General features: G+C 63.4%; 26 protein-coding genes and 2 tRNA genes. 12 read left to right on the forward strand and 16 right to left on the reverse strand.

The features are described from left to right. Positions 1-109 precede the first annotated feature (109 nt). The 3 genes from ACQ4WR_RS09950 to ACQ4WR_RS09960 all read left to right on the forward strand — a co-directional run bounded on the left by ACQ4WR_RS09950 (position 110) and on the right by ACQ4WR_RS09960 (position 1412). Complete coding sequence (locus tag ACQ4WR_RS09950) at positions 110-295, forward strand: hypothetical protein (protein ID WP_102298694.1); 186 nt, start codon at positions 110-112, stop codon at positions 293-295. 220 nt (positions 296-515) lie between these two features. Further along, positions 516-671, forward strand: a complete 156-nt coding sequence (locus ACQ4WR_RS09955) for a hypothetical protein (RefSeq protein WP_180979589.1) — start codon at positions 516-518, stop codon at positions 669-671. Between the two features lie 342 nt (positions 672-1013). After that, positions 1014-1412: a bacteriohemerythrin gene (locus ACQ4WR_RS09960; RefSeq protein ID WP_102298696.1), complete on the forward strand. Its 399-nt coding sequence runs from the start codon at positions 1014-1016 to the stop codon at positions 1410-1412. Positions 1413-1418: 6 nt separating this feature from the next. Here the strand turns inward: ACQ4WR_RS09960 and ACQ4WR_RS09965 are convergent, their stop codons facing one another. Then, on the reverse strand, positions 1419-2240 hold the full coding sequence (locus ACQ4WR_RS09965) for a hypothetical protein (RefSeq protein WP_436486968.1): 822 nt from the start codon (positions 2238-2240) through the stop codon (positions 1419-1421). A gap of 382 nt (positions 2241-2622) precedes the next feature. Here ACQ4WR_RS09965 and ACQ4WR_RS09970 point away from each other — a divergent pair, with 382 nt between their 5' ends. Then, positions 2623-4878, forward strand: a complete 2256-nt coding sequence (locus ACQ4WR_RS09970) for a TonB-dependent siderophore receptor (protein ID WP_436486970.1) — start codon at positions 2623-2625, stop codon at positions 4876-4878. A gap of 9 nt (positions 4879-4887) precedes the next feature. Here ACQ4WR_RS09970 and ACQ4WR_RS09975 read toward each other — a convergent pair whose 3' ends face one another. Next, positions 4888-5646, reverse strand: a complete 759-nt coding sequence (locus ACQ4WR_RS09975) for a nucleotidyltransferase domain-containing protein (RefSeq protein WP_436486971.1) — start codon at positions 5644-5646, stop codon at positions 4888-4890. 109 nt (positions 5647-5755) lie between these two features. Between ACQ4WR_RS09975 and ACQ4WR_RS09980 the strand changes: the two genes are divergently transcribed. Next, positions 5756-6322 (forward strand): methylated-DNA--[protein]-cysteine S-methyltransferase, encoded by a 567-nt coding sequence (locus ACQ4WR_RS09980; protein ID WP_436486973.1) that lies wholly within the window; start codon positions 5756-5758, stop codon positions 6320-6322. A 59-nt stretch (positions 6323-6381) separates the two neighbouring features. Then, entirely contained in the window at positions 6382-6756 is a 375-nt protein-coding gene (locus ACQ4WR_RS09985; protein WP_436486975.1) for a DUF1294 domain-containing protein, read from the forward strand. Between the two features lie 12 nt (positions 6757-6768). Here the strand turns inward: ACQ4WR_RS09985 and ACQ4WR_RS09990 are convergent, their stop codons facing one another. Beyond that, positions 6769-7491, reverse strand: a complete 723-nt coding sequence (locus tag ACQ4WR_RS09990) for a hypothetical protein (protein ID WP_436486977.1) — start codon at positions 7489-7491, stop codon at positions 6769-6771. 175 nt (positions 7492-7666) lie between these two features. Here ACQ4WR_RS09990 and ACQ4WR_RS09995 point away from each other — a divergent pair, with 175 nt between their 5' ends. Both ACQ4WR_RS09995 and ACQ4WR_RS10000 read left to right on the forward strand, forming a co-directional pair. Beyond that, a complete protein-coding gene (locus tag ACQ4WR_RS09995; protein ID WP_146012562.1) occupies positions 7667-7846 on the forward strand; it encodes a hypothetical protein in 180 nt (59 codons plus the stop codon). 272 nt (positions 7847-8118) lie between these two features. Beyond that, positions 8119-8343, forward strand: a complete 225-nt coding sequence (locus tag ACQ4WR_RS10000; protein ID WP_436486979.1) for a hypothetical protein — start codon at positions 8119-8121, stop codon at positions 8341-8343. Between the two features lie 67 nt (positions 8344-8410). Here the strand turns inward: ACQ4WR_RS10000 and cydX are convergent, their stop codons facing one another. The 5 genes from cydX to cydD form a co-directional block, all read right to left on the reverse strand. Beyond that, entirely contained in the window at positions 8411-8527 is a 117-nt protein-coding gene (gene cydX / locus ACQ4WR_RS10005; RefSeq protein ID WP_034757467.1) for a cytochrome bd-I oxidase subunit CydX, read from the reverse strand. A gap of 49 nt (positions 8528-8576) precedes the next feature. Next, positions 8577-9731: a cytochrome d ubiquinol oxidase subunit II gene (cydB, locus tag ACQ4WR_RS10010; protein WP_436486981.1), complete on the reverse strand. Its 1155-nt coding sequence runs from the start codon at positions 9729-9731 to the stop codon at positions 8577-8579. A gap of 12 nt (positions 9732-9743) precedes the next feature. After that, positions 9744-11321, reverse strand: a complete 1578-nt coding sequence (locus tag ACQ4WR_RS10015) for a cytochrome ubiquinol oxidase subunit I (RefSeq protein WP_436486983.1) — start codon at positions 11319-11321, stop codon at positions 9744-9746. Between the two features lie 120 nt (positions 11322-11441). Then, a complete protein-coding gene (locus ACQ4WR_RS10020) occupies positions 11442-13124 on the reverse strand; it encodes an amino acid ABC transporter ATP-binding/permease protein (protein ID WP_436486985.1) in 1683 nt (560 codons plus the stop codon). After that, a complete protein-coding gene (gene cydD, locus ACQ4WR_RS10025) occupies positions 13121-14818 on the reverse strand; it encodes a thiol reductant ABC exporter subunit CydD (protein WP_436486987.1) in 1698 nt (565 codons plus the stop codon). The genes ACQ4WR_RS10020 and cydD overlap by 4 nt, the downstream gene beginning before the upstream one ends. Before the next feature lie 117 nt (positions 14819-14935). On the opposite strand from cydD, the gene ACQ4WR_RS10030 reads away from it, so the two are divergent. The 3 genes from ACQ4WR_RS10030 to ACQ4WR_RS10040 all read left to right on the forward strand — a co-directional run bounded on the left by ACQ4WR_RS10030 (position 14936) and on the right by ACQ4WR_RS10040 (position 16696). Then, entirely contained in the window at positions 14936-15508 is a 573-nt protein-coding gene (locus tag ACQ4WR_RS10030) for a GbsR/MarR family transcriptional regulator (protein ID WP_436486989.1), read from the forward strand. Between the two features lie 279 nt (positions 15509-15787). Beyond that, positions 15788-16354: a PEP-CTERM sorting domain-containing protein gene (locus ACQ4WR_RS10035; protein WP_436486991.1), complete on the forward strand. Its 567-nt coding sequence runs from the start codon at positions 15788-15790 to the stop codon at positions 16352-16354. 162 nt (positions 16355-16516) lie between these two features. Continuing rightward, positions 16517-16696 carry a hypothetical protein gene (locus ACQ4WR_RS10040; protein ID WP_102295449.1) on the forward strand — a complete coding sequence of 60 codons (180 nt, stop codon included), beginning with the start codon at positions 16517-16519 and terminating at the stop codon, positions 16694-16696. 32 nt (positions 16697-16728) lie between these two features. On the opposite strand, the gene ACQ4WR_RS10045 is transcribed toward ACQ4WR_RS10040, so the two are convergent. From ACQ4WR_RS10045 to ACQ4WR_RS10070, 6 genes are all read right to left on the reverse strand, one after another. Next, positions 16729-16803, reverse strand: a tRNA-Arg gene (locus ACQ4WR_RS10045). A 94-nt stretch (positions 16804-16897) separates the two neighbouring features. Then, positions 16898-16974 (reverse strand) — tRNA-Pro (locus ACQ4WR_RS10050). A gap of 81 nt (positions 16975-17055) precedes the next feature. Then, the gene (glmM, locus tag ACQ4WR_RS10055) at positions 17056-18393 is read right to left on the reverse strand and encodes a phosphoglucosamine mutase (RefSeq protein ID WP_102295450.1); all 1338 of its coding nucleotides are present in this window, start codon (positions 18391-18393) and stop codon (positions 17056-17058) included. A gap of 39 nt (positions 18394-18432) precedes the next feature. Further along, positions 18433-19266 (reverse strand): dihydropteroate synthase, encoded by an 834-nt coding sequence (gene folP / locus ACQ4WR_RS10060; RefSeq protein ID WP_436486993.1) that lies wholly within the window; start codon positions 19264-19266, stop codon positions 18433-18435. Between the two features lie 106 nt (positions 19267-19372). Beyond that, entirely contained in the window at positions 19373-21253 is a 1881-nt protein-coding gene (gene ftsH, locus ACQ4WR_RS10065; protein ID WP_102295453.1) for an ATP-dependent zinc metalloprotease FtsH, read from the reverse strand. A gap of 201 nt (positions 21254-21454) precedes the next feature. Further along, positions 21455-22138 carry an RlmE family RNA methyltransferase gene (locus tag ACQ4WR_RS10070; protein WP_102295454.1) on the reverse strand — a complete coding sequence of 228 codons (684 nt, stop codon included), beginning with the start codon at positions 22136-22138 and terminating at the stop codon, positions 21455-21457. Between the two features lie 42 nt (positions 22139-22180). Here ACQ4WR_RS10070 and ACQ4WR_RS10075 point away from each other — a divergent pair, with 42 nt between their 5' ends. After that, positions 22181-22651, forward strand: coding sequence for a YhbY family RNA-binding protein (locus ACQ4WR_RS10075; RefSeq protein WP_010397237.1), 471 nt, complete (start codon positions 22181-22183; stop codon positions 22649-22651). A 191-nt stretch (positions 22652-22842) separates the two neighbouring features. Here ACQ4WR_RS10075 and ACQ4WR_RS10080 read toward each other — a convergent pair whose 3' ends face one another. Continuing rightward, positions 22843-23292 carry a DUF4149 domain-containing protein gene (locus tag ACQ4WR_RS10080; protein WP_180979445.1) on the reverse strand — a complete coding sequence of 150 codons (450 nt, stop codon included), beginning with the start codon at positions 23290-23292 and terminating at the stop codon, positions 22843-22845. Then, complete coding sequence (gene greA, locus ACQ4WR_RS10085) at positions 23292-23768, reverse strand: transcription elongation factor GreA (RefSeq protein WP_034757428.1); 477 nt, start codon at positions 23766-23768, stop codon at positions 23292-23294. The genes ACQ4WR_RS10080 and greA overlap by 1 nt, the downstream gene beginning before the upstream one ends. Positions 23769-23913 lie beyond the last annotated feature (145 nt).

Genomic DNA, 23913 nt, shown 5'->3' on the forward strand with positions numbered 1-23913 from the left:
GCCTGCCGGCGCCCTGTGTGCGGCGGCGAACGGTGAAACATGGCCAGCAGACTACAGTGGGGACATGGCGGCAGGCATGCCGCCCCCACCCACTTCTGCGAGGCTAGCCATGAAAAACCCCTGGATGAGCATGTATCTGAGCGCCGCCAACCGCATCGCCAACACGGCGCGCGGCCACGCCACGGCGGCCGTCAAGCGCGAGGCGGCAAAAAATACCCGGCAATTGACGCAAGTGTGGATCGACTCTTTCCTGCCGGCTGCGGGCCAGCCGCGCAAGCGCAGGAAATCTGGATAACGGCGCCACATAGCGGCGCCAGATAACGGCGCCACATCAGAATAGCGCCAGATAGCAGCGTGGCGGGCAGGCAAACTGGTGCAGTGCATCACAGCAATTAGTTGAAGTTTCAATCAGGTGGACTAAACTGCAAGCAGGATATGAAAGATATGCGCACGCGATTGAAGTGACCGGCAGGCGCCGCATCCCCGCGCCGCCACCGGCTCATCAGGAGACGACCATGTTGACGCTGAAAGTGCTGGCCTGCCTTGCCCTGTCGGCCCTGTTGCTCGCTCCCCTCGTGCTGAGGGACACCATGCAGACGTCGGCCGGACAACTGATGCAGGTGCCGAACGTGGATGCGCAGGCCTTGTGGGCGCACTGGCCCAAGCACTAAGCCCGAGTAATACGCGCGGCTGAGAACAGTTGAACAGGCGCACCGCTGGCTGCGTTGCTTTGACTTGCCGCACTAGCGTACTGTCTGGTACTGCCTGGGTCAAAGACGCCTTGCCAGCGACGTTTTTCAGCGGCGCCCGGTAACGAAGCGCAGCGTTAAAACCTGCTTTTCAGTGGGACGTGATTCGTATCCCGCTCATTTGTTCCCCATCCGTTTTTTCAGCGCTCCCGCTCACTCCCTCTTCACCACTCTCTTGATCCAGATCATGGATTTACCTCTTCGCTGCGCCCACACTGGAACAGCCCGCTTCGCATCGGGACGGGTTTAACGGGGAGGTTCGCTATGCATGATTCGCATTGGAAAGAGGAGATGGCGCTGGGGGTGCCTGCCATCGACGAGGCGCATGAGGCGCTGTTTCTGGAGCTGGCGCGCTTGTCGCAATTGAGCGACCAGCATTTCAGCGTGGCGTTCCGCGACCTGATCGCGGCCGTCGAGCGCGATTTCCGCGAGGAGGAGGAATTGATGGAGGAAATCGGCTTTCCTTCACTGGCGAACCACCGCGAGCAGCATGCGCGCGTGCTCAGCGGCTTGCATCATGCCTGGGCGGCGGTCGATGAAGGCGACCTGGAGCAAGGGCGCCATGCCTTGTCGCTGCTGCCGCAATGGCTGGTATTTCACCAGGCCACCATGGACCTGGCCCTGGCGGCGGCGCTGGAAATGCTGCAGCGCCAGCCCAACTAAGACGCTTTACAGCAGCAGCACGCTGGCTTGCTCCGGCAAGACGACGCGGTAGTGGCCCGGGTACTTGTCTTCGCCGTCAAAAATCTTGCAGTACACGGGCTGGTTGATGTCATTGACGGCCGCTTCGTTCATCGGCAAGGTGGCGATCAGCTGCTCGCCATCCATCAGCTGCAAGGCACTGCCGCGCTCAGCCTCGCAAAAGGCCAGCGATTGCACGTCATTGGCGAACGGCCGCTTGTACCACGGCGTGATGGCGCGCACGGCACGCCGCGCATCCTGCAATACCTGGCCCACGCGCGTCACATTCCACGCGTCGCGCGCGACAGCGGGCTGGATGACGATATTCGCCGTCAATTCGCCACGTCCCTTGTTCACCAGGAAATGGCCATCCTGTGCGGCGATATCGTCGTTCAGGGGCACGACAAACACGCCCCCTTCGCTCACCTTGATCGGCATCGCCACGCCATGGCCTTGCAAGGCCACGCGCACGTCGTCGATGGTGGCGCTCAGCTTGGCAGGAATCAGCCGCAGGGCCATGACAACATTGCCGCTCGATACTTGCCAGACTTTCCGGGCCGTCAGATAACTGTCGCGGTAAGACATGAAATGCACGCGCGGCGGCTTGGCGTCGGCATTCGCCGTGATGGTCACTGTTTGTGGCGGCAAGGCATCCTGGGCTGGCGCCGCGCTCTGTTCCTGCGGCGCGACGGCGGGCGTGGCCGGCGTGGCCGGCTGCGGCGCGTCGGCGGCCGGCGGCACGCTGGCGCTCTGCGGCGGCGCGGGCGCAGCCGCTGGCGGCGCGTGTTCCTGGGCCTGGGCCAGCGACACGACACACAACCATCCTGCACAGGCAATCCATGTACGCATGCATTTCTTTCATTGAGGAAAATAATTGGTCAGCGCCTGCATTATCGCAGATGCCCACGCAAGCCGCCGTGGACCGGCAGCGCGCACTCAATTGGTGCATACGCTTGCATATTTGGCAAACACAGCTTATATTGATAATGATTCTTATTCACAAAAAGAGCAAGGATCAGGCAAGACCCCAAGCAATGCGCGCACTACTTTTCCACGCCCATCCGCGCCGGGCTTCATGGTGGAACTGCTATCCGAGCCAGATCCCGGGCCAGCGTCACGCCACCCTTCCAGCCACTGCGCCACTCGCCAGACGAGATAGGAAAACTCACGACTAGAATATTCCAGGAAAATAATGCAATCGACTCCAGTACCATGCTCTTCCCGCCAGCCCGCCTTGCGTCCCCTGCCCCGTTTGCTACACAATTGCCTGCTCAGCCTGGCCACCGGCATCGCGTGTGCCGGCCTGTCGCTGCCGGCACTGGCGGCCGAAGCCGAGGCCGATGCGGCCGAGAAGACCATGCCCGCCATCACCATCCTCGGCCAGTCGACGGCCAGCACGCAAGGCACGGGCTCCTACACGGCGGGCGAAGCGCGCAGCGCCACGCGCATGGATTTGTCGCTGCGCGAAACGCCGCAATCGGTCAGCATCATCACACGCCAACTGCTCGACGACCTGGGTGCCGTGCGCCTGGACCAGGCGCTGGCGCAGACGACGGGCATCCAGGTGGGCCAGAACGATACGGAACGCACGACGTTCTATGCGCGCGGCTTCGGCATCAACAACATCCAGATCGACGGCATGGCGCGCGGCGGCAATGCGCCACTGCAAGATACGATCCTGTATGACCGCATCGAAGTCATACGCGGCGCCACCGGCCTGATGGGCGGCAAGGGCGACCCGTCGGCCACCATCAACATGATACGCAAGCGGCCAACGAAAGCCTTCCAGGCCAGCGCCGGGCTCAGCATGGGCCGCTGGGATGACCAGCGCCTCGAGACGGACATTTCCGCGCCGCTGAACGCGGACGGCAGCGTGCGGGCGCGCGCGGCCCTGGCATGGCAAAAGCGCGATTCCTACCTGGACATGTATCACGAGCGCAAGACGGTCGGCATGGCCATCCTTGAAGCGGACTTGCGCCCCGGCACCCTGCTGACGGCCGGCGTCGACTTCCAGGACAACAAGCCCACGGGCGCCACCTGGGGCGCCGTGCCCTACTGGAATGCGGATGGCAGCCTGGCGAACTTGCCGCGCAACACCAGTTTCACGACCCCGTGGAGCACCTGGGCCAACAAGCAGCACACGCTGTTCACGTCGCTGGACCAGCGCCTGCCGGGCAACTGGAATATGCACCTCGGCTATGCGCGCACGGAAAGCACCAACCGCACCACGGTCGCGTATGCGGGCGCGGGCCATCCCGACCCGGCCACCGGCGAGGGCATGCGCCTGTGGACGGGCGCCTACGGCCCCGGCAAGACCACCAACGACAATTTCGACCTGTATGCCAGCGGCCCGTTCACCTTGCTGGGGCGCAAGCACACGGCCATCATCGGCTGGAACGGCGGCAACCAGCGCGCCCGCTCGCTGGGCGGCGAGGCGGAAATCAATTATCCGGCCGCCATTCCCGACTATCGCAGCTGGACGGGCAACATCCCCCGCCCCGTCTTCCGCGCTGACGGCTCGCACACGGTGGATGTTACCCGCCTGGCGGGCGGCTACGTGGCTACGCGCCTGAGCCTGGCCGACCCGCTGCACCTGATCATCGGCGCGCGCAGCAGCACTTACCGCACGGACACGCGCAACTACGACACGCAGGGCGTGTACACGGGCAGCAGCGACTTCGTGGAAACGCGCAATGAAGTCACGCCCTATGTCGGTGCCGTGTTCGACATCAGCAAGCAGTATTCGGCCTATGCCAGCTTCACGCAGCTGTTCAACCCGCAAACGAGCAAGGACCGCAACGACAAGTTCCTGTCGCCGGAAACGGGCGACAACGCCGAGCTGGGCATCAAGGGCGAATTCTACGAAGGCAAGCTGAACGCATCGGCCGCGCTGTTCCACACGAAGAAAAAGAACCTGGCGGAACTCGACCGCACCGTGCCGCCCGGCTTCCTGCTGCCCGACGGCGGCCAGGCCATGGTGGCCAACGGCGCCGGCGTGACCGCCAAGGGCGTGGAATTCGACGTGGCCGGGCAGATCACGCCCGCCTGGGAAGCGAACGGCGGCTATACCTATCTGCACGCGGCCGAGGCCGACGGGCGCCGCGCCGCCACCACGCAGCCGCGCCACTTGCTGCGCCTGGCCACCAGCTACCGTTTCAACGGCCAGCTGGCGGGCTTGAAAGTGGGCGGCAGCATGACGGCGCAAAGCGCCACCTACAGCGAGTCGTGGTACGGCCGTCCGCCCTCGGGCACCATCACCGACATCCCGCAGGCCGGCTACGCGCTGCTTAACGCCATGGCCAGCTACGCCGTCAACAAGCATGCGATGGTGCAGCTGAACGTGAATAACCTGCTGGACAAAAAATACTACCGCAACGTGGGCTTCTTTGACGGCGTGTTCTGGGGCGAGCCGCGCAACATCAGCCTGAGCGTGCGCGGCATGTTCTAAGGCGTCGCTTCAGGCCGGCGTGCTGCGCCAGTGCGCCGGTGCCGGCAAGGTAAAGCCGGCCAGCAAGGGGCCGCCAACGGGCGCCAGCACGGCGGCGGCGACCTGCCCGAACGCCTGCTGGCCGGCAGGCAAGTCGCTGGCCGCCAGGCGCAGCGCGCCGTCGAGCTGGGCGGCGACATCGGCGTCGTGTGCCTGCAGGCGGCGGAACAGGTGCTTGCCGCCGCCGCTCCACTGGCCAGCCGCGCGCAAATGCAGGTCGGCCAGCCATTCGTACAACTGGCAGGCGACGGCCAGCGCCTCGCCCGGCTGCGTGCTGTCAACCAGGTCTTCCAGCGCGGTGGTGACGGCGTAACGGCGCCGCCGCAGGTTTTCCTCGTCCAGCACGGGCGGCCCGGCAAGGTCGATGGCTTGCGCCAGAGCATGCAGCCGTGCGTGGGCTTCGCCGGCATCCAGGATGTTTTCGCCTTCGACCACCATCATCGCCAGCGGCACCTTGCCGCCGGGCGCATCCATTTCACGGCAAAAATAATCGAACGTGGCCAGGTCGTGCCCGAACAATTCCACCGTGCGCCCCTCGGCGACCTGGGTGTCGCGCCACGCGCACTCGACATGGTCGAACAGCAGCAGCAAGTCGATATCGGAACTGGCCGTTTGGCGGCCTGTGGCGAACGAACCGCCGATGATGGCCACCACGGCCGAGGGATAGCGTTCGCGCACCAGGCGCACGGCAATCGCGCGGATGGCGTCATAGGTGGGGATCGTCGTCAAAGCAAATTCTCCATGCCGAAAAACCCCATGCTACACGCAATAGGCGTCTTGCCGGCATCTGCTACACTGGCGCTCATCTCATCGTGCACGGCGTGCACAAGGAACGGCAATGGAATACGTCTATATTGTGGTGCCCTCGCCCGTCGGCGAGCTGACCCTGGTGGCGCGCGGGGAAGCCCTGGCCGCCATCCTGTGGGAAAACGACAAGCCCAGCCGTGTGCGCCTGGGCACGATGCGCGTCGATGACAGCAGCGCCGTGCTGCAGGAAACGGCGCGCCAGCTGCGCGCCTATTTTGCCGGCACCCTGCAGCGTTTCGACGTGCCGCTCGATTTCGCCGGTACCGTTTTCCAGCAGGAAGTCTGGCGCGCCCTGCTGACGATACCCTACGGCCAGACGCGCAGCTATGGCGAGATCGCGCGCCAGATCGGCCGCCCCGCCGCCGTGCGCGCCGTCGGCGCCGCCAACGGCAAGAATCCCATTTCCATCATCGCCCCCTGCCACCGGGTCATCGGCGCCACGGGCGAGCTGACAGGCTTCGCGGGCGGCCTGCATGCCAAGGAAACGTTACTGGCGCTGGAAGGCATCGCCCTGTCGAGCGACCGCGAAGCACTGAAGACGGGGCACGCCCGCCGCCGCGCCGTGCACATCGATACGGCGCAAGGCTGCCTGTTCTAGGCAACGGCAGCGCGCCCCTTGTGGGATACTCACGCCTTCCGCTCAAGCCTACACATCCTATGTCCTACCTTGTCATCCTGTTCTTTGTCGTCCTGTATTTGCTGGCCACCTTCTTTTTCCACATTCCCGCGCTGGTCGCCCTCGTGTATGGCGTGCTGAGCCTGAGCTGCTTTGTTGCCTATGCGATCGACAAATCCGCCGCCAAACAGGGCCGCTGGCGCACCTCGGAACGTACATTGCTGCTGCTGGGATTGTTGTGCGGCTGGCCGGGCGCCATGCTGGCGCAGCAATGGCTGCGCCACAAGTCGAGCAAGCGCTCGTTCCGTATCCTGTTCTGGATCACGGTCGCCATGAATATCGGCGCCTTCGTGTACTTCAGCCTGCATTACGCGGCACCCGATATCGGCACCGAGGTGGCGCCGATCGAACTATAAGCCTGCCAGCCTTCACTCGCCCAGCAGGCGCAGCGATTCCAGCCAGTCCGCCTGCCACTCGCGCAGCAGGGGCTGCGTGGCGAAGGCCTTCTTCAGGTGCGCCATCGGCACGCGGTGCACGTCGTGCAGGCCGAACGCCAAGGTCACCGGATGCCACAGGTGGCTGTTCTTGCCGCCGCGCGAATTCTTGCGCACGCGGGCGCCATCGTCGCCAAAGATGCCCACGCCGCTGGCCAGCCCCTTGTCCAGGTCGATCTTGCCCACGCCGGCAAAGGCCAGCAAAATCTGCTCGCGTCCCAGGCCCTTCAAGGCGCTGGGCAGGACGGCGGGTGCGGCTTGTTCATGCCCGGCCTCGGCTGGCTGCGGCTGCTGCAGTTCCTTCAACAATCGCAGCAGATCGCGTTCCTGGAAATGCAGGCCGTCATTCGGCGCACGCAAGCCATCGCCCTTCAGTTCAATGGCGAGATTGCCCGAGTCGCGTGTAAAACGCAGCCACACATCGTCGGCGCCCGAGGCCAGGTGCTGCTTGTCGCCGATAAATACGACGGGCGCCGCGTAGCGCGTCACGCCGTCATGGAACAGTTCGGCCCATTGCTCACTGTAGTCAAGCCACACATACGGCAAGCCGCCCTGCTCCAGCAGGCGCGCCAGGGTCCACGGGGAACCCGTCTGTTCAGCCAGCCAGGCACAGGCTTCGGTGGCGGTGGCGCGGTAAGGCAAGGAAGACAAGGTCATGGCGGTTCCATCGATAAAAGTGGAGCGCAGTGTAGCAGACCCGGCCTGACCAGCGCCGTGGCTGGCGCGGCGGGCGCGCCATTTTCGGGCGATGTGCTAGTCTGCAAGCATCAGCCCGCGCCACGGCCATCCCGGCCGCATGGCGTTGCCGAACACTGACTGCAAGGGGATCATCATGCATTCCAGCACCAACGCCGCCACCGCACCCGCCCCGCCACCGGAGCGCGACTCGCCCACCCCGGCCAGCGAAAGCCACGCCGAGGAAATCCTCGATGAAGCGCTGAAGGAAAGCTTCCCGGCCAGCGACCCGATCGCCATTGCCATTCCCAAGCCGGCGGGCAAGCCGTCTGCCTGAACAAACCCGCTGTACACCACGTCGCGGCCAACAATATTGTCGGATTACGAGTGGCTTCGCCCCGCTAATCCGACCTACTTCCTATCCCCGCTAACTCATCCACCAGCCCGTAGGTCGGCTTGGCGTGCAGCGCGTAAGCCGACGCCACCATTGCAAGCGTGCCAAGCCACCGCCATGGTGGTTTTTTGTGCCTGCACCGCATCCAAATGGCGCTCCCGTGCGTAGATGGCTATGCCATCACCTGATTTGTTGCCACGCGAAAAGGGAAAGCCATGCAGCATTACAGCAAAAAGACGGATCCCATGGACCAGCGCCTGTACCTGGCCCAGCGCATCGACCTTGCCGATGCGCGCCTGCGGCGGCTGAACGAGGCGCTGGCCGATGCGGCGGCGCGCGAACGCTGCGCGCGCTGGGTCACCGCCTGGGCCGTGGCGGCGGGTGCCGACGCGCCGCGCGGCATGAAGCTGCGCATCCGCGGCGAATTCATCTTGCTGTAGCAAGCAAAAAGCCCCGCCGGGCATTGCGCCGGGCGGGGCTGTTCAGTCCGTACTGCGGCCAGTGGATCTAGTCGCGGTACTGCTCGGGCGTCGTGTCGCCATCGGCAATTTCATACCACATCGCATTGAGCACGGCGAAGGTCGCCGCCAGCGGCAGACCCAGTATCCAGGCGAAATACCACATAATTATTTCCTTTCGTTAATTCCAACTAGATCGTATGGGACGATCAGGCTTAGTAGGCGTGACCACTCTCATCTTTAATTGCTTTTGCATCAACCTTACCCCACAGCACTTTATACACCCACGTCGTGTACGCGACGATGAGGGGGATGAAGACGGCCGTGACGACCAGCATGATGAACAGGGTCAGGTGGCTGGACGAGGAATCCCATACCGTCAGGCTGGCACGCGGGTCGATCGACGATGGCAGGATGAACGGGAACATGGCCGCACCGACGCCGAGGATGATGCCGGCGATGCTGGCCGCGCTGGCCAGCAAGGCAGGCACTTCGCGGCGCGCGCGCAAAAAGGCGAAGGCCAGCAAGGGACCCAGCAAGCCCAGCGCAGGCGCGATCCAGATCCACGGATGGGCGGCGAAGTTGAGGAACCACGCTCCCACGTGCACTTCGGCCGTTTTCAGCAGCGGGTTCGACGGGCCGTCGACCACCACCGTACTGGTGACGCGGTAGCCATCGACCCACAGCCACAGGGCCACGCCGGCCAGCGCATACAGCACGACGGTGGCGAGGGCCGCCACGCTGCCATAGCGGCGTGCGCTTTCGGCCACGGCGCCGTCCGTTTTCAATTGCAGCCAGGTGGCGCCGTGCATCACCAGCATGGCGACCGAAACGAGGCCGCACAGCAAGGCGAACGGGTTGAGCAGCGCGAAGAAGCTGCCGTCGTAGAAGATGTGCATGTCTGGCGAGAAACGGAACGGCACGCCTTGCAGCACGTTGCCCATCGCCACGCCGCAGATCAGGGCCGGCACGAAGCCGCCGACGAACAGGGCCGCATCCCAGCGGGCGCGCCAGCGGGGATCTTCGCGCTTGCTGCGGAACTTGAAGGCCACGGGGCGGATGATCAGCGCCACCAGGATGACGAACATGGCCAGGTAAAAGCCCGAGAATGAGACGGCGTACAGCTGCGGCCAGGCGGCAAAGATGGCGCCGCCGCCGAGGATCAGCCACACCTGGTTGCCTTCCCACACGGGACCGATACTGTTGATGATGACTCTGCGTTCCAGGTCCGTCTTGCCGGCGAACGGCAGCAGGATGCCCGTGCCCAGGTCGAAGCCGTCCGTGATGGCGAAGCCGACCAGCAGCACGCCGATCAGCAGCCACCAGATCAGGCGCAGTGTTTCATACGAAATCATTTCATGCAAAATCATGGTCTGCCCTCCTTAGGCGTGTTGAGTATGAATGGCCGGGGCGGCAGGCACGGGGGCCGGCGCCGTCTCTTCCGGCCCCTTGCGGATGGCCTTGAGCAGCAGCTTCATTTCGATAATCAACAGCACGGTGTAGATGGCGGCAAAGCCGGCGATGGTCAGCAGCAAGGTCGTCGCGCCCAGATTCGACACCGCCACGGCCGTCGGCAGCACGCCTTCGATGACCCACGGCTGGCGGCCCACTTCGGCCACGATCCAGCCCGCCTCGATGGCCACCCACGGCAGCGGAATGGCGAACACGGCCACCTTCAGCAGCCAGCGGTGCTTGTCCAGGGTGCGGCGCGTCGACAGCACGAAGAAAGTACCCATCAGCAAGATGAAGAACATGCCCAGGCCGACCATCACGCGGAACGACCAGAACAACGGCGCGACGGGCGGCACGGTATCGAGCGCGGCCTTGCGGATCTGCTCGGGCGTGGCCTGGCGCGGATCATCGACGTAGCGTTTCAGCAGCAGGGCGTAGCCCATGGACTGGCCTTTCGACTCGAACATGTCCTTCGCCTCCTGCGGCACCGGCGCGCCCTGCGGCACGCCGCGGATGGTTTGCAGCGCGTCATACGCCTTGATGCCGTCGCGTATCAGCAGTTCGCCACGGTCGACCAGCTGCTCGATGCCGGGGATTTCCGTCGTCAGCGAACGCGTGCCGATCAGGCCCATGACCATCGGGATGTGCACGGCGTAATGCGTCTCGCGCGCTTCCGCGTCCGGGAAGCCGAAAGCCGTGAAGGCGGCAGGCGCCGGCTCCGTGGTCCACATGGCTTCGATGGCGGCCAGCTTCATCTTCTGGTGTTCCGACGACAGGTAGCCGCTTTCATCGCCCAGCACCACCACCGACAGCGAGGCGGCCAGGCCGAACGAGGCGGCCACCGTCATCGAGCGCTTGGCCAGCTGCACGTGGCGGCCTTTCAGCAGGTACCAGGCGGAAATACCCAGCACGAACACGGCCGCCGCCGTATAGCCGGCCGATACCGTGTGGACGAATTTCGCCTGTGCCACGGGATTCGTCAGCACGGCGCCGAAATCGCTCACTTCCATGCGCATGGTCTGCGGATTGAAGGCTGCGCCGACGGGATTTTGCATCCAGCCGTTGGCGATCAGGATCCACAGGGCCGAGAAGTTCGAGCCGATGGCCACCAGCCAGGTGGTGACCAGGTGGCCGCGCTTCGACAGCTTGTCCCAGCCAAAGAAGAACAGGCCGACGAAGGTCGCTTCCAGGAAGAAGGCCATCAAGCCTTCAATGGCCAGCGGCGCGCCGAAAATGTCGCCCACATAATGGCTGTAGTAGCTCCAGTTCATGCCGAACTGGAATTCCATGACGATGCCCGTCGCCACGCCCATGGCGAAGTTGATGCCGAACAAGACACCCCAGAACTTGGTCATGTCGCGCCAGATGGTGCGGTTCGTCATCACGTAAACCGTTTCCATGATGGCCAGGATCACTGACAGGCCCAGCGTCAGCGGAACGAATATAAAGTGGTACAGAGCTGTCAGCGCAAACTGCAGTCTGGATAAAGCGACAATATCGAAGTCCATATGATTTCCTTGGTGTTTCCCTACTGTAATTGTAAACTTGGTATCTATCTGATGCTGTTCGATTGGCGCCGGTGTTGTAAAGCTGTCAGGCAGCGCCGCCTGCGTCTCCCCTGCTCTTCTTCAATCGTTGCGCAATCGCGCCAGTGCCGCCTCGAAGGCTGGCGTACCGCGCAGCGCGTCGCCCGCAATGCGGCCGTCGCGCAATGTCACCAGCCGGTCCGCCAGCGCCGCCTCGCGCCGCAAGTGGGTTGCGATCAGCAAGCTGCGCCCTTCACTGCGCGCGCGCAGGCGCTGCAGGACGTCAACCGCCGTCTGCGCATTGAGCGCCTCTGTCGCCTCGTCCAGCAGCCACACGTTCGATGCGTGCAGGAACAGGCGCGCCAGCGCCAGTCGGCGCGCCTGCCCGCCGGACAGGCCCAGGCCGCCCTCGCCCAGCATGGTGTCCAGGCCGCCCGCAAACGCGCGCACTTCCTCGTCCAGGCCGGCAGCGTGCAGCGCGTCCCACAGGCGCGCGTCGCTGGCGCTCGGATCGGCCAGGCGCAGGTTGTCGCGCAGGCTGTCCTGGAACAGTTCCGTTTTCTGCGTGAACAGACAGGCGCGGCCCGCATGCACTGTGCCCGCCAGCGGCGCCAGCTCGCGCGCGGCAATGGCCAGCAAGGTGGACTTGCCCGCGCCGCTGGGACCGATCAAGGCCACGCGCTCGCCCTCGCCGATGTGCAGCGAGATGTCGTGCAGGATGGCCACCTGGCTGCCCGCATGCGCGGCGCTGACATGTTCCAGGTGCAGGCCCGGTGCCGTCCCGATGCACGATGCAGGCTGTTGCCTGCCATCGAGGCGCGGCGCCAGGCGGCGCATGGCCAGCAGCATGCGGCCCGCTTCCAGCGCGCCACGGCGCAGTCCGGCAAACGGCTCGACGGCCGTCAGGGCGATCAGCAGGGCCAGGGCCGCCAGCGGCAGGTCCAGCGCCTGCTGCTGCACCAGCGCGGCCACGGCCAGCAGCACGCCGGCCAGGGTCACGCTGCCGGCCACGCCATATGCGGCGCCGGCGGAAGTTTCCAGGCGCTGCAAGGCAAGGTCGGCCTGCGCCAGCGACTGGTCGATCCGGGCCAGCGCGGCGCATTGGGCGTCGATGCGCCCGGCCATCACCAGGTCGGTCTGGCCCGCCACCAGGTCGATGCTGCCCGAGCGCAGCTTTTCAATGGCGCGCGAGCGTACGATGGCGGGACGGCGCGCACGCCGCGCCACGATCCAGCTGATGCCGCCGCCGGCGGCCAGCAGCCACACGGCCATGCCCACGCCCAGCTGCCACTGCATGACGCCCAGCGCCACGCCCGCCAGCAAGGCGGCGCACAGGGCCGTGAAGGCGGGCACCAGCAGGCGCAGGTACAGCGATTCAAGCGCGTCGATATCGGCCGTCAGGCGGAACAGCAGTTTGGCGGGCTGGCGCAGCAAACGGCTGGCCGCTTCCGGGCGCGACCAGCCACGGAACAGCTGCACGCGGATGCTGGCCAGCGCGGCAAACGTGGCGTCATGCGTGACCAGCCGTTCCGCATAGCGCGACCCCGTGCGGCCGATGGCCAGCAAACGGATGCCGGCCGATGGGCCGAAGACATCAAACACGATGGCCGTCGAAGCGTGCAGGCCGGCAACAGAGGTGGCCGTGATGAACCAGCCGGACAGTCCCAGCAAGGCCATGCCGGCCAGCACCGTCAGGGCGGCCAGCATGGCGCCGCCGATCAGCTTGCCCGGCTGGGCCAGCAGCAACTGCCGCAGCACAGGGTTCAAGGCGAGCGAAGTGTTCATGCGCGCACCGCCGCTTCTTCCTGATGACTCGGCCGGGCATCGACCAGCAGCGTGCGCTGCAGGCGGCTGGCCAGCACGGGGTCATGCGTGGCAACAAGCATCGTCTTGCCCCTGGCCAGGGCCAGCAGGGCATCCGTGACGCGCGCCGCCGTTTCACTGTCCAGGTGGGCCGTCGGCTCATCGACCAGCAGCAAGTCCGCGTGCGGATGCAGTGCCACGCGGGCCAGCGCCAGGCGCACGGCTTCGCCACCGGACAGGCCCTGGCCGCCATCGCTGAGCATGACGGCCGGCTGCGCCTGTGCCACGGCAGCCAGGTCGGCCAGGTGCAGCGCCTGCGTCACTTGCGCGGCGGTGGCGCCTGTGCGGCCCAGGGTCACGTTCTGGCTGACGGAGGCGGCAAACACGTGCGGACGCTGGCCCATCCAGGCCATGCGCTGGCGCAAGGTGTTGACCGTGCTGTCGTTCAGACGCACGCCGCCGATGCGGATGTCGCCGCCGCTGGCGGGCAGCAGCCCGGCCAGCAGCGACAGCAAGGTAGTCTTGCCCGCGCCGCTGGCGCCCAGCAGGGCCACGTGCTCGCCGGGGCCTACCGTCAAGTCGAAACCGTCGAACACGGGCGCTTCGCCGGGATGGGCAAAACGCAGTTGCCGGATATCGACGGCGGGCGCCGCCGCCTGGGCCATGGCGGCGGGGGACACGGCGGCGGCCGCCACTTCGGCGCCAGGCAAGGGCACGCCGCCGTCGGCCAGGTCGTGCAGGCCGGCAAGACCCGCTTCGCCGGCCGCCTTGTCGTGCCAGACGGCGGCCAGTTCGCGCAGCGGCTCGAAGAACGCGGGCGCCAGCAGCAGGATGAACAAGCCCTGCCCCAGGCTCAGCGCGCGGCCCCAGGTGCCGAAATGGATGCTGCCCAGCAGGGAAAAGCCGATGAAGGCCGCCACCATGGCGACACCGAGCGCGGAAAACAGTTCCAGCACGGCGGATGACAGAAAGGCGATGCGCAGCACCACCATCGTGCGGCGGCGCACGGATTGCGACGAGGCATCCAGGCGTTCGGCGGTGGCGTCGACGGCGTCCAGCGCGCGCAGGGTGGCCAGGCCGCGCAGGCGGTCCAGCAGGAAGGCATTCATGCCGCCCATTTCCACCATCTGCGCGCGGCTGGCCGCCTGCGCACCCATGCCGACGAGGGCCATGAAGACGGGAATCAGGGGGGCGGCGATGAACAGGATCAGGGCGGCGATCCACGACAGGGGCGCCACCACGGCGAGGATCACCAGCGGCACGATCAGCACTTTCCAGCGCGCCGGCTTGTAGCGCACCAGGTAGGGCACGATGGCCTCGGCCTGCTCGGCCATGACGCTGGCCGCCTGGCCCGACTGGGCGCGCTGGCGGTCCAGCGGCGAACGGCGCGCCAGCGCCTGCGCCACTTGGGCCCGCAAGGTGGACAAGTGCGCGCGCGCCGCCGCATACATGCGCCGTGCGCCCCACGCTTCGCACACGGCGCGCAGCACGCCCAGCAGCAGCACGCCGGCCGCCGGCACCAGCGCGGCACGCCAGCCGGCGCCGCCCTGCATGGCTTGCACGGCCCAGGCCAGCAAGGCCGCTTGCGGCAGCCACAGCAAGGCGGCGCCCCCTTGCACCAGGCTGGCAACACGGGGAAGGAGAAAGCGGGGCAAGGACAATGGCGTGATATGCATCTGTATACTTTTTGAGTTTTCAGAGATTTCTGTAAATTCGATATTTTGTATAATACTGCGAAACATGACATATATCAATTGACCCCGCCAGTATGCCGTGAAAAAATTCAAATACTTATGAAAACTCAACACATCCAAATGACGCCGCTGATCCTGACCTTCGTCAGCCACTTTGGCGAGATGGGCAGCCGCTGGGGCTTCAACCGCACGGTGGGACAGGTCTACGCCCTGTTGTTTGTTGCCGAGCACCCGCTGCATGCGGACGAAATCGCGGAGCACCTGAGTTTTTCGCGCTCGAACGTGAGCATCGGCCTGAAGGAATTGCAAGGCTGGGGCCTGATCCGCCAGTCGCGCATTCCGGGCGACCGGCGCGAGTATTTTTCCTCGCTGGGCGATGTGTGGCAAATCTTCCGCGTGGTGGCCGCCGAGCGCCGCCGCCGCGAAGTGGCGCCCACGCTGACGGTGCTGCGCGAATCACTGCTGGCGCCGGCCACGGAACCGGTGGATCAATACGCGCAGGAACGCATGCGTGAAATGTATGAACTGGTCGACCTGGCCAATACCTGGTTCGACGACTTGCAGCGCCTGTCGCCCGAATCGATGGCGCAGCTGATGAAGATGGGCGCCAAGGTGCAGAAACTGCTCAATGCCAAGGACCGCCTGTTTGGCGTCAGCAACAACCCCGACTAAGCTTCCCTTCCTTCCGCTCCCCTGCGTGCGCGGCCGGCATACACCGTCCAGCACGCCCCTCCCGCCCCGCCATACACCGCGCCATAGCAGGCTGTGCATAGTCGCGCTCGATATTATCAATATTACCAATAGTATTATTTAAATTGTATTAGTTTACATCAAGAGTAAGCTTGCATATGCGTACTCACGCACAGGCAGCCGGGCGACGGGATGACCTCCTCGACAGGAAGGAGCGCGCCCTGGGACGGTGAAGGACTGCACTATAAAAAGGGGATTTTCATGAAAAGCATAACAAGCATTGCCACACGGGCATCCATGCTGGCCGCCGTGACGCTCATGGCTGGTGCGGCGCAGGCCGCCACATGGGTGGACGTGGGACCGGCCAGCGGTTTCATCATCGACGGCAGCGCCGTGACCTATACCCCGTCACCGGCGCTGATGGTGAAATACTATGACGGCAATCTCACGCCGCAAAGTCCCACCGACATCCAGGGCTATATCAATGATGCCTTCGGCACCAGCCTGGGCGCGGCCGTCTCCTATTGCGACAGCGCCACCTCGGGCTGCACGGCAGGCAGCTCGGCGGCGGCAGGCGGCGGCGTCAATTCCTTCACCAGCGCGGCCGCCTACGATTACCTGGCCATCCACTTCGGCCAGGGCGAGCTGGTCTTCCACTGGGCCGCGCCGCTGGCCGCCGGCAGCACCTTCACGGTGGCGGGCTTGCCCAAGGACCTGAGCAATTACCGCGCCTATGTTTCCGCGATTCCCGAACCGGAAACCTATGCCATGCTGCTCGCCGGCCTCGGCGTGCTGGGCTGGATGGCGCGCCGCCGCCAGGCAAAGTAAGCATCGTCAATACGGCACCGGCGCGCCTGCGCCGGTCGCCGCCGTCTGCCTACGCCCGCGCATTTTTACGCCCCGTTTGCGGCACGCCAGCGACTCTTTACACCGCGTTTCGGCCATGCTCGCTATGCTCGATGGCATCATCCATCTCGCCAGGGAGCCAGTATGCACGAACCACCATACCCGCCACGCGCACGCGGCGGGCCGCGCCAGCATTTGCCCGTCCGCGAACGGCTGCGCCTGGCGCGCCTGGCCAGCAAGAAAATGCTGTCGCTGGGCTCCGCGCTGCTGTGTGCGCTGCCGCTGCTGTATCTGCTCAGTGAGGTATTGTTTGCGCAGCCGTGAACCGGTGCGCAGAGAAAGGGCCAGCATGAAACTGGTCCGCCCAGAGGGAATCGAACCCCCATTCACGGTTTAGAAGACCGTTGTCCTATCCGTTGAACGATGGGCGGAAAGGTGCAGTATTTTAATCCATGCGCGCCCGCAATGAAATGCTGGCGCGGAATAGAAAACGGGCTGTCATTTCTGACAGCCCGTTTATGACTTTGGTCGGAGTACAAGGATTCGAACCTTGGACCCCCTGGTCCCAAACCAGGTGCGCTACCGGGCTGCGCCACACTCCGAAGACAAGATAATAACGCCCCCACCCAATTTCGTCAATTGCCATAGACGAATTAGATGGAAATAACTATCGGCGTTTGCCTTTACGCAGCCACTTTATCGGCAATGCGGCGCGCCATCGACTCGGCCTTGTCCTTGTCCTTGGCTTCCACCATCACGCGGATCAGCGGTTCCGTGCCGGAAGCACGGATCAGCACGCGGCCAGTGTCGCCCAGTTCCGCTTCAACCTGCTCCTTCTCGGCCACCATGGCGGCATTTTTCTGCCAGTCGAAACCGGGCGCCACGCGCAGGTTGATCAGGGTTTGCGGGAACAGCACCAGTTCAGACAGGCACTGCTCCAGGCTCTGGCCGCTGCGCTTGAGCGCGGACAAGACCTGCAGCGAGGAAACGATGCCGTCGCCCGTCGTGTGCTTGTCCAGGCACAGCAAATGGCCGGAACCTTCGCCGCCCAGTGTCCAGCCCTTTTCCTTCATGACTTCCAGCACGTAGCGGTCGCCTACCTTGGCGCGGGCAAAGCCGATGCCCTGCTGCTTGAACAGCACTTCCAGCGCCATATTGGTCATCAACGTTCCGACGGCGCCCGCCACAGGGCCAGTCGCCAGGCGATCCTTGACCATCACGTACAGCAATTCGTCGCCGTTATACAGGCGGCCATTGGCGTCGCACATGATCAGGCGGTCCGCATCGCCGTCGAGGGCGATGCCGAGATCGGCGCCGTGCTCGACGACGGCGGCGGCCATGGCGGCCGTTGCCGTGGCGCCAAAGCCTGCGTTGATGTTGAAGCCGTCCGGCTTGTTGCCGATGGCGATGACTTCCGCACCCAGTTCATGGAACACATGGGGCGCGATATGGTAGGCGGCGCCATGCGCGCAATCGACGACGATCTTCAGGCCACGCAGGTCCAGCTCGTTCGGGAAGGTGCTTTTGCAAAATTCGATGTAGCGGCCCTGCGCATCGTCGAGGCGCTTGGCGCGGCCCAGCTTTTCCGAAGGCACGCACGCCATCGGCGCGTCCAGCGCCGCTTCGATTTCCAGCTCCACGCTGTCGGGCAATTTCGTGCCCTGGCCGGAAAAGAACTTGATGCCATTGTCCTGATAGGGATTGTGCGAGGCGGAAATGACCACTCCCGCCGACAGGCGCAGCGTGCGCGTCAGGTAGGCGATGGCCGGGGTCGGCATGGGGCCGGCCAGCATCACGTCCACGCCGGCGGCCGACAGGCCCGCCTCCAGCGCCGCTTCCAGCATGTAGCCGGAAATACGCGTGTCCTTGCCGATCAGCACCGTCGGGCGCACCTTGCTGCCCTGCGACTTGGCCAGCACCGTGCCGGCCGCGTAGCCGAGGCGCATCACAAAATCGGGCGTGATCGGCGCCACGCCCACCAGGCCACGGATGCCATCGGTACCAAAATATTTACGCGTCATAGTGTTCTCTTTTTGTTGTTTATATTAAATCTTACAATCTCAATGCGCCATGCGCCAGACCTTCAGCGCATCGACGGTTTCAGCCACATCATGCACACGAACAATTTCCGCGCCTTGCGCTACCGCAGCAAGGGCGCCGCCGATGCTGCCGGCCAGGCGCTGCTCGACGGGACGTCCCGTCACGGCGCCGACCATTGACTTGCGCGACAGGCCCGCCAGCACAGGCAAGCCCAGCTCGCTGCGCAGCTGGCGCGTGGCGCGCAGCAAGGCGTAATTCTGCTCCACCGTCTTGCCGAAACCAAAGCCTGGGTCGATGCACAGGCGTTCGCGCTCGATGCCCGCCGCCGTCAAGGTATCGACGCGTTCGCGCAAGAAATCGATGACTTCGCGCACCACGTCCTCATACTGGGGCCGGTCCTGCATGGTTTCCGGCACGCTTTGCATGTGCATGATGCACAGCGCACAATCGCTGCCCTGCACCGCCTCGATGGCGCCCGGGGCGCGGAAACCATTGATATCGTTGATCATGTCGGCACCGGCCAGGATGGCCTCGCGCATCACTTCCGGCTTGTAGGTGTCGACGGACAGGGGCTTGCCGCAGTCGCGCAGGGCGTACAGCACCGGCATGACGCGCGCAAGCTCGTCCTGCAGGGGCAGCGGCGGCGCGCCGGGCCGGCTCGATTCGCCGCCGATATCGATGATGTCGGCGCCATCAAGCATCATCTGCTCGGCGCGCGACAGCGCAAATTCCAGGTGCTGATACTGGCCTGCATCGGAAAACGAGTCCGGCGTGATGTTCAGGATACCCATCACCAGCGCCTGCGTGCCCTGCAGGTTGAAGCCGAAGCGGCCGAATTGCAAATAGTGTCGCATGTAAATCTTTTTAGTCGTCAGGAAAAAACTGGCGCGCCAACGAAAAAGGGCAAGGATCGCTCCTTACCCTTTCTACCGCACGCCACCAGTCAGGGGGCGGCCACTATCAGGCTGGCGCCGTCACGTTCGGCGAAATGCCGCCCGTGCCGTTGTCGCCCGCATTGCGGCGTGGCGGAATGACTTTCGGTGGACGCGGCTCCAGGCCGGCCATGATGTCATTGATTTGCTCGGCATCAATGGTTTCCCATTCCAGCAAGGCTTTCGTCATCATTTCGACCTTGTCGCGATTGCTTTCCAGCAGCTTGCGCGCCAGGGCATATTGCTTGTCGAGAATGTTGCGGATTTCAGCATCGACCTTTTGCTGGGTCGCTTCCGAGATCGTCTTCGTGGCGCCACCGAAGAAACCTTCATTTTCGCTGTCTTCGTACACCATCACGCCCATGCTGTCGGACATGCCGAAGCGGGTCACCATGGAACGGGCCAGCTTGGTGGCACGCGAGAAGTCGTTCGACGCGCCGGTGGACATTTGTCCCACGAAAATCTCTTCGGCAATACGGCCGCCGAACAGGATGGAAATTTCTTCCAGCATCTTGTCCTTGTAGGCGGACAAGTTGTCATGTTCCGGCAGCTGCCACGTCAGGCCCAGGGCCCAGCCGCGCGGCATGATCGTCACTTTATGCACGGGATCAGCCTTCGGCAGCAGCTTGGCGACAACGGCGTGACCGGACTCATGGTAAGCCGTATTGCGGCGCTCTTCCTCGCGGATGATCATCGACTTACGCTCCGGACCCATGTAAATCTTGTCTTTCGCATCTTCGAAGTCGATCATTTCCACCAGGCGCTTGCTGCGGCGCGCGGCGAACAGGGCAGCTTCGTTGACCAGGTTGGCCAGGTCAGCGCCCGAGAAACCAGGGGTGCCGCGGGCCAGGATATCGGCTTTCACGTCGGTACCGATAGGTACTTTGCGCATGTGCACGTTCAAGATCTGCTCGCGGCCGCGGATGTCGGGCAAGCCGACGGAAACCTGGCGGTCGAAACGACCCGGACGCAGCAGCGCCTTGTCGAGCACGTCGGCGCGGTTGGTGGCGGCCACGACGATCACGCCGGAGTTCGCTTCAAAACCATCCATCTCGACCAGCAACTGGTTCAAGGTCTGTTCGCGCTCGTCATTGCCACCGCCCATGCCGGCACCGCGGTGGCGGCCGACAGCGTCGATCTCATCGATGAAGATGATGCATGGCGAATGCTTTTTCGCGTTTTCAAACATGTCGCGCACGCGGGAGGCACCCACGCCGACGAACATTTCCACGAAGTCGGAACCGGAAATCGAGAAGAATGGCACCTTGGCTTCGCCGGCGATGGCGCGCGCCAGCAGGGTTTTACCCGTGCCAGGAGGACCGACCATCAGCACGCCGCGGGGAATGCGGCCGCCCAGTTTCTGGAATTTGCTTGGATCCTTGAGGAAGTCGACCACTTCGTTGACTTCTTCTTTCGCTTCGTCGCAACCGGCGACATCGGCGAAGGTGACGGTGTTGCTGGCTTCATCCATCATGCGCGCCTTCGACTTGCCGAACGAGAATGCCCCGCCCTTGCCGCCGCCTTGCATCTGGCGCATGAAGAAGACCCAGACGCCGATCAACAGCAGCATGGGGAACCAGGAAACAAAAATTTGTTGCAGGAACGACGCTTCCTCAGGCGGACGCACATCAAAATGTACGCCATTGTCGCGCAAGTCGCCGATCAGACCCTTGTCGAGGCTGGTGGCGGTGGTACGCACCTTGGTGTCGTCCATCAGCTTGGCGGTGATCGACGAACCTTCGATCACGACATCCTTGACGCGCTTGGCTTTGACTTCATCCAGCAAATCGGAATAAGCGATGGCCTTGCTGCCGCCTGTGGCGCCATGACTGTCGAATTGCTTGAACAGCATGAACAACAGCAGCAATACGACTACCCAGATGGCAGATTTGGAAAACATGTTATTCACGAAGACTCCTTGGATGCAGTGCGCATCTCTTTACCTATAGCTAGAAACACGATTTTACTCGCAATAAGCGGGCCGTGCCAAAGCCCGCCGATCCGTGCGCGCGAAAAAATCGCGTTCACGCAAAAAAATGCAGTATAAACAATTTAGGCTTTTATGCCATCGCCGCCACTGCACTTCTCGTTCCCATGTGCGGATTACGCCTTAAATATCAAGAGCGGAATCATCGTCTTCCACGGCATTTTTGATCGGATTCTTGATTCCACGTCCCATCAGGAAGATTTCCGAGGATTTATCGCGGCTGGCCTTGGGCTTCTTCTGCACCACGACCTTGAATTCGGCGCGGAATTTCTCCACGATCTGGCTGAAACCCATGTCTTTAAAACATTTCACCAGCAGCACGCCGGACGGTTTCAAATGCAGTTGCGAAAATTCGATGGCCAGGTCGATCAAGTGTTCCATGCGCGCCGCATCGGCCGTGGCGATGCCCGACAGGTTGGGCGCCATGTCCGACAGGACCAGATCCACTTTGCGCCCTTGCAACACCACTTCCAGCTGGCGCAGCACGCGCGCTTCGCGGAAGTCGCCCTGGATGAAGTGGAAATCGGCGATCGGCTCCATTTCCAGCATGTCCAGGCCAATCAGGGTACCATTGACCCCGCCGCCGTCCTTGCCGGCCAGCTTGCGCCGCGTGTACTGGGCCCAGCTGCCAGGAGTGCAGCCCAGGTCGACGATCACCTGGCCAGGTTTGATCAGTTTCTCGTCTTCATCGATTTCTTTCAGCTTGTATGCTGCCCGGGCGCGGTAGCCCTCTTTTTGCGCCAACTTCACATAAGGATCATTTATGTGGTCGTGCAACCAGTTTTTGTTTAATTTCTTCTTTGCCATTCGCGTAGAATACTGCTTTTAAGGGAATTACTAAATATTATTATGCTAAAACTTACACCCGTAGAGCGCAGCGCACTGCGCGCCGAAGCACACGCGCTGAAGCCTATCGTCATCATTGGCGAAGCGGGCTTGACACCTGCTGTCCTCAAAGAGATCGATCTGGGCCTGGATTCGCACGGCCTGATTAAAGTCCGCGTGTTCGGTGACGACCGCGAAGCCCGCGTTGGAATGTACGATACGATTTGCGGCAATCTCGGCGCCGCCCCGGTACAACATATTGGCAAACTGCTGGTAATCTACCGTCCGAAAAAAGAAGTGGTTAAGGAGAAGGTCAGCGCCGGCAAAGGCATGCGCGAAGTGACCATCGTCAAGGCCAGCGCCAGCGGCACCAAACGCCCGAGCGTGACGAAAGTCATGATCAAGGGCAATGAGCGCGTTACCGAAGGCGGTTCCATCAAGCGTGCCAAGCCACGTCAGAAGAGCGCCAAGAAAAGCGCACTGGGCAGCAAGTAAGCCTGTTGCTCAACAGCCGCAAGGCTGTTGAAACAAGAAGCGGAGCACGGGATCTTCCCTGCTCCGCTTTTTTATTACCATGACGGCATTTGTCGGATTACGCGGCGCCAGGGCGCCACTAATCCGACCTACGGCATTGATCGGTAGGTCGGATTAGCGCGCAGCGCGTAATCCGACAACACCGCCAACGTTTATTGCTGTTTCCAGATCAGCACGCCTGCCAGCAAACTCTGCACGGCGAAGATCACGGTCGACACGCCATGCAGCATGCCGAAACGGCTGCGCATGGCTTCGTCCATGATGCCAGATGAACCCTGCGCTTGCGCCTTGAGTTCGGCCATCAGCGGCGAAATGCCGAAATGGCTGAGCAGCGCACACACCAGCATCGACAGCACCAACGCACCCAAAAGGCGCCGGCGCTTCGGTTCCAGCGCGCCCGGCGCCCATTGCAGCAGGGCCAGCAGTATCAGCGCGCAAGCGATGGACAGCCACGCTTCGGCACGGAACATGCTGCCGGCGATATTGCCTGCCAGCACGCGGTCGCTGAGGGTCCCGAACAGGGTGGGCGCGACGATGAAGCCGATGGTCCACAGGCTGCCCGCCCACAGGGTGGCAACGAGGATGCGCAGGCGGCCCAGCATCAGATGTACAGCACTTCCAGGATTTCGTATTCGCGCGGGCCGGACGGCGCCTGCACTTCCACCACGTCGCCGGCGTACTTGCCGATCAGCGCGCGGGCGATCGGGGACGTGACGGACACCTTGTTCATTTTCAGGTCCGCTTCATCGAGGCCGACGATCTGGTACGTGACTTTCTGGCCCGATTCCAGGTCTTCCAGGTTCACGGTCGAGGCAAACACCACGCGGCCTTCCGCGTCCAGCGCGGTCGGGTCGATGATCTGTGCCGCACCCAGCTTGCCTTCGAGTTCGGCGATGCGGCCTTCGACGAACGCCTGGCGCTCCTTGGCGGCGTCATATTCGGCGTTTTCCGACAGGTCGCCATGCGAACGCGCTTCGGCGATCGCATCGATGACGATGCGGCGTTCCTTGGTCTTCAAATGATGCAGCTCTTCCTTCAGAAGTTCTGCGCCGTATTTGGTCAATGGGACTGAGGTCATGTTATCTCTACTATCTGCTAGTTATCGGCGCCGTTGCAGCGTGTTGCCACGTTTAACGGCCTTACCAAGTGAAAACCACAGAGGCCGCGCGCTGCTCTGCACGGAACTCTGTGGTTGATAAGCATGCAGTGTACCGCCTAACGGC

The organism is Janthinobacterium amylolyticum (genome assembly GCF_051380655.1).
Lineage (GTDB): Bacteria > Pseudomonadota > Gammaproteobacteria > Burkholderiales > Burkholderiaceae_D > Janthinobacterium.